Genomic DNA, 8,399 nt, shown 5'->3' with positions numbered 1-8,399 from the left:
GAGCGCAACACTGGCAGTGTTGAGGTCAGCGGTTCGATCCCGCTAGGCTCCACCAGAATATTGAAAAAGCGGCCATCCTTCGGGGTGGCCGCTTTTTTTTGGTTCATTGCCTCTTGCCCTTCACAGGGCCACCCCCGCCGTCGGCCGCCTTCGGTAACGCAGGCATCAGCAGCGCTCGCCCGAGCCATTCGCCGTGTCAGTGCCACGGCGAATGGCGGTCAAGCATTCACATTCCCGCGTCGCTGTCTTCCAGTCGTTCGAACAGGATCAGGTGATCGGCCTGAATGCGCAGACTGACGTCTTCCCCGGGGTGATAGTCATGGTGGCTGTTGAAGGCCGCCTCGACCTCACGACCTGACGGCAAGGCCAGGCGATACAGGGTGCTGGTACCGGCGAAGGTCGCGCTGAGCACGCGCGCCTTGAGATCACTGGTTTCCGCCTCTCCTTCAGCCAGCACCAGATCATCCGGACGCAGCAGCACGTCCACCGGTGTCCCGGCGTCATACGGATAGGCACGGTTGCCGCGGATCACCCCGAGTTCGGTGGAGACGCTTTCGTTGTCCGCCAGCGTGCCGGGGATGAAGTAGCCCTGACCGATGAAGTTGGCGACGAAGCGCGTGGCCGGCTCGTGATACAGATTGAACGGCGTATCCCATTGCTGCAGGTGCCCGGCATGGATGACGCCGATCTGGTCCGCCATCGCGAAGGCTTCGTTCTGATCATGGGTGACCAGTACCGCGCTGATGCCGAGGTGCTTGAGAATTCGGCGCACCTCCTGGCTCAGCTGGCGGCGCAGCTCCACGTCCAGATTCGAGAACGGCTCGTCGAGCAGCAGGATGCGTGGCTCCGGCGCCAGCGCGCGTGCCAGGGCCACGCGCTGCTGCTGTCCGCCCGAGAGTTCATGCGGAAAACGCTCGCCCAGATGCCCCAGACCGACCAGCGTCAGCAGTTCCGCTACCTTGGCATTGCGCTCGGCCTTCGGCATGCGGCGTACGCCAAACCCCACGTTGTCCGCCACGCTCAGGTGCGGAAACAGGGCGTAATCCTGAAAGACCATGCCGACGTGCCGCTCTTCCGGCGCCGTCAGCTGGGTGGCGCTGGAGAGCACTTCTCCCTCGAGGCGAATCTCACCGACCGCCACCGGTTCAAAGCCGGCGATCGCGCGCAGCAGGGTCGTCTTGCCGCAGCCGGACGGGCCGAGCAGGCAGGCGATATCCCCCTTGTTGAGAGAGAAATTGATGTCACGGGTCACCACGGTGGTGTCGTAGCGACATTCCAGAGAATCAATCTGCAGGAGCGGTTGCATGATGGCGGGTCGGTCCAGAAAACGAGAAGGGCAGCGAGTGGAACAGCCGGCGAGGGCATCAGGGGCGGGCGCTGAGCTCACGCGCCCGCCTGTCTGTGCATACGATGTCGCCGCCGGCATGGATGCAGGCGGCGACAGGCAGGGCTGATTCAGTCCTGACGACCCAGCATCAGGAATTCGAGCAATGCCTTCTGGGCGTGCAGACGGTTGCCGGCTTCCTGCCAGACGACGGCGCGCGGGTCATCCAGCAGCCCCATGCTGATCTCTTCGCCGCGGTGTGCCGGCAGGCAGTGCAGGAAGATGACGTCATCGGCGGCCTTGTCGAGCATGGCTTCATCGACCTGGTAGCCGGCGAAGTCGGCTTCGCGCTTGAGCTGCTCCTCTTCCTGGCCCATGGAGGCCCAGACATCGGTGGTCACCAGATCCGCGCCCTGGACGGCTTCCTGCGGGTCGCGGTGGATGCTGACGCGCTGACCGGCTGCCGCGACGATCTCACTGTCCGGCTCGTAGCCTTCCGGGCAGCAGATGCGCAGGATGAAGTCGAACTGGCGTGCGGCGTTGATCCAGGAATGGCACATGTTGTTGCCATCGCCGATCCAGACCGCTGTCTTGCCCTTCACGGAGCCACGGCACTCGGTCCAGGTCATCACGTCAGCCAGCAGCTGGCACGGATGGTAGTCATCGGTGAGTGCATTGATGACCGGCACGCTGGAGGCATCGGCGAAGGCTTCGATATCGGAGTGCGCGAAGGTGCGGATCATCACGCCATCCACCATCTCGGAGAGCACGCGCGCGGTGTCACCGATCGGCTCGCCACGGCCCAGCTGGGTATCGCGCGGCGACAGGAACAGGGCATGGCCGCCGAACTGGGCCATCGCCGTCTCGAAGGACACACGGGTGCGCGTGGAGGACTTCTCGAAGATCATCGCCAGGGTACGGTTGGCGAACGGCGTGTAGACCGGACCTTCCTTCTTCAAGCCATCCTTGATGGTGATGGCGCGCTGAATCAGGTAATCGAGTTCTTCCGGAGAAAGGTCAAGCAGAGTCAGAAAGTGCCGGGTGGCCATCGAGCGGGCTCCTGTCAGGGTCTCGGGCAGCACCATCGAAAAGGGCGCCATGCGTCGGAGGGAAGGAAGTCGCCGACGATCACGGCGCCCGATTGGCGCTGCCTGTCAAAAGAGCCATCCTAGCCAGCTGAGCGGGCGGGCGCAACGCCGAGGCGTCTCGCGAGGCATCGAGAGCCCTTGCCTCGCCCCGCGCGTACGCCGGTCAGCCTGCCGACAGCGACATCGCCGGCCTGCCCTGCAGACACCAATCTCGCCCTGGGGCAATATCGGGGGCTGAATTCGTGGCTCACCCTCAGTAGAATGAGGGAATGACACTCACGGGCCTTGCGCCCACCGTCCGAGGATTGCACATGAGCACCACCATCGAATCGATCGAGAAGCAGATTGGCGAGAACCCCATCCTGCTGTACATGAAGGGCACGCCGCAGCTGCCGCAGTGCGGTTTCTCCGCCCAGACCGTCCAGGCCGTGATGGCGTGCGGCGAGCGTTTCGCCTTCGTCAACATCCTGGACAACCCGGACATCCGTGCGGAGCTGCCGAAGTACGCCAACTGGCCGACCTTCCCGCAGCTGTGGATCAACGGCGAGCTGGTCGGCGGCTGCGACATCGTGGTCGAGATGTACCAGAACGGCGAGCTGGAACCGATGATCAAGCAGGCCGCTCAGGAAGCGGCTGCCGAGTGATCGGTCTCCTCGGGTCAGGCATGTTCTGATCTGAGCGGAGCCTGTCAGACAAAACGCCCCCGCAGCCTGGCTGCGGGGGCGTTTTCGTGTGGCGCTTTGGCAGGGCTGTCATGCACGGCCGGGCCGGGCAAGCCCCTGGCTGTCAGGTGGCAGGCGTCTCGAGCGAGGCGGGCACCTCGTCGTTCATGCCCTGTTCCTTCATCGCCAGATCCCAGCCGCCCAGGTCCTTGAAGCGATTGACCATCGCGCAGAACAGCTCCGCGGTGCGCTCGGTGTCATAGCGCGCCGAGTGGGCGGAAGCGTTGTCGAACTCGATGCCGGCGGCGCGGCAGGCGCGGGCCAGTACCGTCTGGCCGTAGACCAGGCCCGCAAGCGAGGCGGTATCGAAGCACGAGAACGGGTGGAACGGGTTGCGCTTGATACCGCAACGCTCCACCGCCGCGTTCAGGAAGCCCTGATCGAAGGCCGCGTTGTGACCGACCAGCACCGCACGTGTGCAGCCATGTGCCTTGATGGCCTTGCGTATCGGGCTGAAGATTTCGCCCAGTGCCTGATTCTCGGCCACGGCCACCTGCTTGCGTACCGGGTTGTCCAGATCGATCCCGGTGAAGTCCAGTGCCGACTGCTCGATATTGGCCCCTTCAAAGGGCGCCACGTGAAAGGCGTAGGTGGCATCCGGCACCATGTTGCCGTCGTCATCCATGGTCAGCGTGACGGCAGCGATCTCGAGCAGTGCATCTCCGGCGGCATTGAATCCACCTGTCTCGAGGTCCACCACCACTGGCAGGAAGCCACGGAAGCGTTGTGCCATCAGCGTGCGCTCGCTCGCCTGGGTCATCAAGATCTCCAATCCCGTCATTGCGTCTCGTGCTGCGCCGTGCGTCTCGCCGGCGCTCAAGGAGAGCAATTGTAGCAGGGCGATACGGACACGTCGCGGCGCAGGCGTCAGGGCGGCCCCGGCAGGGGGGCGCCAGGTCCCGTTCTGCCCATGACAGCGCCTGTCAGCAGTATCGGTGAGGTGCCAGCCTCGCTATAATCGGCCCCACATCGTGATTCGAGTGGCAACGGGCGGCCACCTGCTGGGCAGGCCTTCCTCGCGACCGTACGATCCATCCCCACCTGCGTCCCCGTCCTCGGGCGGTGGCATCGCGGGAACTACAAGCATCAACTCAGGAGTCAAGCATGTCCGACGTGCAAAAGGTCGTTCTCGCCTACTCCGGCGGCCTGGACACTTCAGTCATCGTCAAGTGGCTGCAGGAAACCTACAACTGTGAAGTCGTGACCTTCACCGCTGACCTCGGTCAGGGCGAGGAAGTCGAGCCGGCGCGTGCCAAGGCGGAAGCCCTCGGCGTGAAGGAGATCTACATCGAGGATCTGCGCGAGACCTTCGTCCGCGATTACGTCTTCCCGATGTTCCGTGCCAACGCCATCTACGAAGGCGAGTACCTGCTGGGCACCTCCATCGCACGTCCGCTGATCGCGCGTCGCCTGGTCGAGATCGCCAACGAGACCGGCGCTGACGCCATCTCCCACGGTGCGACCGGCAAGGGCAACGACCAGGTGCGTTTCGAGCTGGGCGCCTACGCGCTGAAGCCGGGCATCCAGGTCATCGCGCCGTGGCGTGAGTGGGATCTGAACTCCCGCGAGAAGTTGATGGAATACTGTGAGCAGCACGGTATCGAAGTCGACTACGCCAAGAACAAGAAGAAGTCGCCGTACTCCATGGACGCGAACCTTCTGCACATCTCCTATGAAGGTGGCGTGCTGGAAGACCCGTGGACCGAGTGCGAAGAAGAGATGTGGCGCTGGAGCGTCAGCCCGGAGCAGGCGCCGAACGAGGCGACCTACATCGACCTGACCTACACCAAGGGCGACATCACTGCCATCGATGGCAAGGAAATGGCCGCTCACGAAGTGCTCGAGTACCTGAACAAGGTCGGCGGCGCCAACGGCATCGGCCGTCTCGACATCGTCGAGAACCGTTATGTCGGCATGAAGTCCCGTGGCTGCTACGAAACACCGGGCGGCACCATCATGATGCGTGCTCACCGTGCCATCGAATCCATCACCCTGGACCGCGAAGCGGCTCACCTGAAGGACGAGATGATGCCCAAGTACGCTGAGCTGGTGTACAACGGCTACTGGTGGAGCCCGGAGCGTCGCATGCTGCAGGCGGCCATCGATGAGTCCCAGAAGGTCGTCAACGGCGTCGTGCGTCTCAAGCTCTACAAGGGCAACGTCATCGTCGTGGGTCGTCAGTCCGAGGATTCACTGTTCGACGCCTCCATCGCGACCTTCGAGGACGATGCAGGCGCCTACGACCAGAAGGACGCTGCCGGCTTCATCAAGCTGAACTCCCTGCGCCTGCGTATCGCGGCCAGCAAGGGACGTGGCATCGAGTAAGGCATCACCGGATGCGCATGCTGAGAGATCGCCTGCCCATCTGACCCGATGACGATGTCTGTCGGGTCATCAAGACGCCGGCCCTGGTGGCAGTCCCCGGACTGCTGACGGGGCCGGCGTTCTGCCATCTGTGCCATGCAAGTCGTGCCATGCAAGTCGCGATATGCAAGCCGCGCCATGCAAGCGGCCAGCGCGACGCCCGTACGCGTGCCCCGGATGGCATGCGGCTTAGTGTCTGGTGGGAAGGTCGCATTTCCCCCGGCACGGGGGCGTGGCATGCTGAGGGTCTCATCATAAACTCTCATTTCTTTCACTTTTTCCAGGTGAATGCCGGTGACACTAGAGGCCGGCCACCGAAGGATCCTTCAACATGCTGGGAATGCTCAAGAAACTGTTTTCCGCAGGCGAGCCTGCGCCGGTCAAGGAACCGGAGGCCGTCGAATACAATGGTTACCTCATCGTCGCCATGCCGCAGAAGCACGAAGGGCAGTACCGGGTCTCCGGCGTGATTCGCAAGCCATTGGAAGGGGGCGAGACGCTGGAGCATCGCTTCGAGCGCTCCGACACCGTGCCGGGAGAAGACGGCGCCGTGGAGCTGACCGTGCTCAAGGCGAAACGCACCATCGATGATCTGGGCGACACGATCTTCGAACGCTGAGCCGACGTGATGGGTACCCGGCGGGTATCCTCGTCGAACTCGGCATCGAAGCCTGCGTTCAGGAAGCACGATTCAGGGAGACGACATGATCACGGTGCACCATCTGGAAAACTCACGCTCGCAGCGCATTCTGTGGCTGTTGGAAGAGCTGAATCTGGAATACCGCCTGGAAATCCATGCCCGTGACGCCGGGAGCATGCGTGCGCCCCGGGCACTCAAGGACATCCACCCGCTGGGCAAGGCGCCGGTGATCACCGACACCACGCTGTCCGGTGACACGGGAGCGCCTGTCGTGGTCGCGGAGTCCGGCGCCATCATCGAATACCTCATCGATGTCTATGGCTCGCAGGGCAGTGGGGAGAGTGCCCACCTCAGACCTGCCCCCGGGACTCAGGCCGAGCGCGATTACCGTTTCTGGCTGCACTTCGCCGAAGGCTCCGCCATGTTGCCGCTGATGATCAGGCTGGTGTTCTCGCGTCTCGACAAGCCTCCGGTGCCGTGGTTGATCCGCCCGGTCGCCCGCCTGCTGGCCAAGGGAGTCAATGACAAGTTCATCAGCCCGGAAATCAAGGCGCACCTCACCTACATGGATACCTGCCTCGAACGTCGCCCCTGGCTTGCCGGTGACGCCCTGACCGGTGCCGATATCCAGATGAGCTTCCCGATCCAGGCGCTCGATACGCGTCAGGGGCTCAAGAATCATCCGAACATCCAGGACTGGCTGGCGCGCATCCGGGCGCGCGCCGCCTTCCAGCGCGCCGTGGACAAGGGTGGCGAACTGGCCCTCTGATCCCCGAGCGACCGGGGCGACACGTCGCCCCTGCACCCCCTGCGCAGACAGGGCATGTGAACAGGGCATGTGAACAGGGCGTGTGGACCAGGCGTGTGGACAGGGCATGCAGACCGGCATGCAGGCAGCAAAGGCCGAGGTGGTGCGACATCGGGATGTCGCCTAGGCCATCACGCGGGGGATCGGGAGTGTGATTCCCCCGCGAGGCTATCCGGGTGGGTGACGGGTAGCGGGACAGGGAGTCAACCGGGGACGAGGGAATGACACGCAAGAGTCTACGTGAGCAGTCGCTTGAGGCCACGATCCAGCAGATGGAGCGCGACAAGGCACGTCTGGAGCGCCGTGTCGCGAGTCTGGAGGAGAAGTTGTCGTCGACCCTCGACGGCACGGGCCTGCGTCTCTGGCAGCTGGAAGTTCCCACCGGCAAGCTCACCATCTTCAACTATCGCTGGGGGCGCATGCTGGGTTATCAGCCCGGCGAGTTGAACGCTCACTTCGATGTCTGGCGAGATCACCTCCACCCGGAAGACCGCGACGAGGTGCTCGCCAATCTCGAGGACCATCTCGCCGGGCGCACCGAAGTCTATCAGGTGGTGCATCGCATGCTGGCCCGAGACGGCAGCATCACCTGGGTCGCGGACAGGGGGCGAGTCGTCGAACGTGACGCGAATGGCAAGGCGCTGCGGCTGCTGGGCACCCATACCGACATCAGCCACGAGAAGGATTACGAGACTCGTCTCAATGCCCTGGCCAGCACCGATGCACTGACGGGACTTTCCAATCGCCAGGCCATCAATGGCTGGTTCAAGCGCCAGCTGGCGGACGACAGTGCGCTGCTGTTCATCGACGTGGATGGCTTCAAGCAGGTCAATGATGCGCTGGGACATCGTGCTGGCGATGAAGTGCTGGTATTGCTCGCCCACGGTCTCAATGAAGAGCTGCATCATCTGGGCGTCCATCACCACCTGGCCGCGCGCTTCGGCGGGGATGAGTTCCTGTTCCAGCTGCCGCGCATGACACCGGCGCGTATCGAGATGATCGTGCGGCGCTGGCTGGCACGCTTCGGCCAGCCCCTCGAGATCAGCACGGGACAGGCCAGCATCGGCCTGAGCATCGGGGTCTGCTTCGGCCGAGACGCCAACGGCAACTTCGCGACCGCACTGGAATATGCCGATCAGGCGATGTATCGCGTCAAGCGCAGCGGCAAGCACGGCTACCATCTGCATGCCCCCTCGCGGCATGGCGAGGCGCCCCGCATCAGCGCTTTGCAGGACTCTTCCTCCAGAGCGCGTCACGCCGCCGGCACCTCCCCACGGCTGCCTCCCGAGATCCCCGTCGCCTCGCCGCTGGACACCCTGGCCCAGGCCTCCGCCGCGACACGTGCAGACAGCGCCATCCCCCTCACGCCTGCGCGTGACCCCGCCACCCGCCCGGTCATCGACGAGTGACAGCGCGGATGGCAGGCTGACGCCGCATTGCCATCTGCTTGTGC

The 8,399-nt window shown here is 63.8% G+C and carries 8 protein-coding genes; 5 read left to right on the top strand and 3 right to left on the bottom strand.

Features of this window, described 5'->3' with window-relative positions:
* Positions 1-226: 226 nt before the first annotated feature.
* On the bottom strand, positions 227-1,306 hold the full coding sequence (locus tag OW493_RS13305; protein ID WP_157109433.1) for an ABC transporter ATP-binding protein: 1,080 nt from the start codon (positions 1,304-1,306) through the stop codon (positions 227-229).
* A 149-nt stretch (positions 1,307-1,455) separates the two neighbouring features.
* Positions 1,456-2,373 carry an ornithine carbamoyltransferase gene (gene argF, locus OW493_RS13300; protein WP_077374935.1) on the bottom strand — a complete coding sequence of 306 codons (918 nt, stop codon included), beginning with the start codon at positions 2,371-2,373 and terminating at the stop codon, positions 1,456-1,458.
* 350 nt (positions 2,374-2,723) lie between these two features.
* Between argF and grxD the strand changes: the two genes are divergently transcribed.
* Positions 2,724-3,056 carry a Grx4 family monothiol glutaredoxin gene (grxD, locus tag OW493_RS13295; protein WP_077374932.1) on the top strand — a complete coding sequence of 111 codons (333 nt, stop codon included), beginning with the start codon at positions 2,724-2,726 and terminating at the stop codon, positions 3,054-3,056.
* 142 nt (positions 3,057-3,198) lie between these two features.
* On the opposite strand, the gene rnt is transcribed toward grxD, so the two are convergent.
* Complete coding sequence (gene rnt, locus OW493_RS13290) at positions 3,199-3,894, bottom strand: ribonuclease T (RefSeq protein ID WP_077375652.1); 696 nt, start codon at positions 3,892-3,894, stop codon at positions 3,199-3,201.
* A gap of 302 nt (positions 3,895-4,196) precedes the next feature.
* On the opposite strand from rnt, the gene OW493_RS13285 reads away from it, so the two are divergent.
* The 4 genes from OW493_RS13285 (at position 4,197) to OW493_RS13270 (ending at position 8,355) form a co-directional block, all read left to right on the top strand.
* Positions 4,197-5,459 carry an argininosuccinate synthase gene (locus OW493_RS13285; RefSeq protein WP_255303132.1) on the top strand — a complete coding sequence of 421 codons (1,263 nt, stop codon included), beginning with the start codon at positions 4,197-4,199 and terminating at the stop codon, positions 5,457-5,459.
* 370 nt (positions 5,460-5,829) lie between these two features.
* A complete protein-coding gene (locus OW493_RS13280; protein WP_307722815.1) occupies positions 5,830-6,117 on the top strand; it encodes an HlyU family transcriptional regulator in 288 nt (95 codons plus the stop codon).
* Positions 6,118-6,202: 85 nt separating this feature from the next.
* A complete protein-coding gene (locus tag OW493_RS13275; RefSeq protein WP_289864393.1) occupies positions 6,203-6,907 on the top strand; it encodes a glutathione S-transferase in 705 nt (234 codons plus the stop codon).
* A gap of 260 nt (positions 6,908-7,167) precedes the next feature.
* A complete protein-coding gene (locus OW493_RS13270; RefSeq protein WP_289864392.1) occupies positions 7,168-8,355 on the top strand; it encodes a sensor domain-containing diguanylate cyclase in 1,188 nt (395 codons plus the stop codon).
* The last annotated feature ends 44 nt before the right edge of the window (positions 8,356-8,399 follow it).

Source organism: Cobetia sp. 14N.309.X.WAT.E.A4, from assembly GCF_030397495.1.
GTDB classification, from domain to species: domain Bacteria; phylum Pseudomonadota; class Gammaproteobacteria; order Pseudomonadales; family Halomonadaceae; genus Cobetia; species Cobetia marina.
This window is presented reverse-complemented; position numbering and strand designations above follow the sequence as displayed.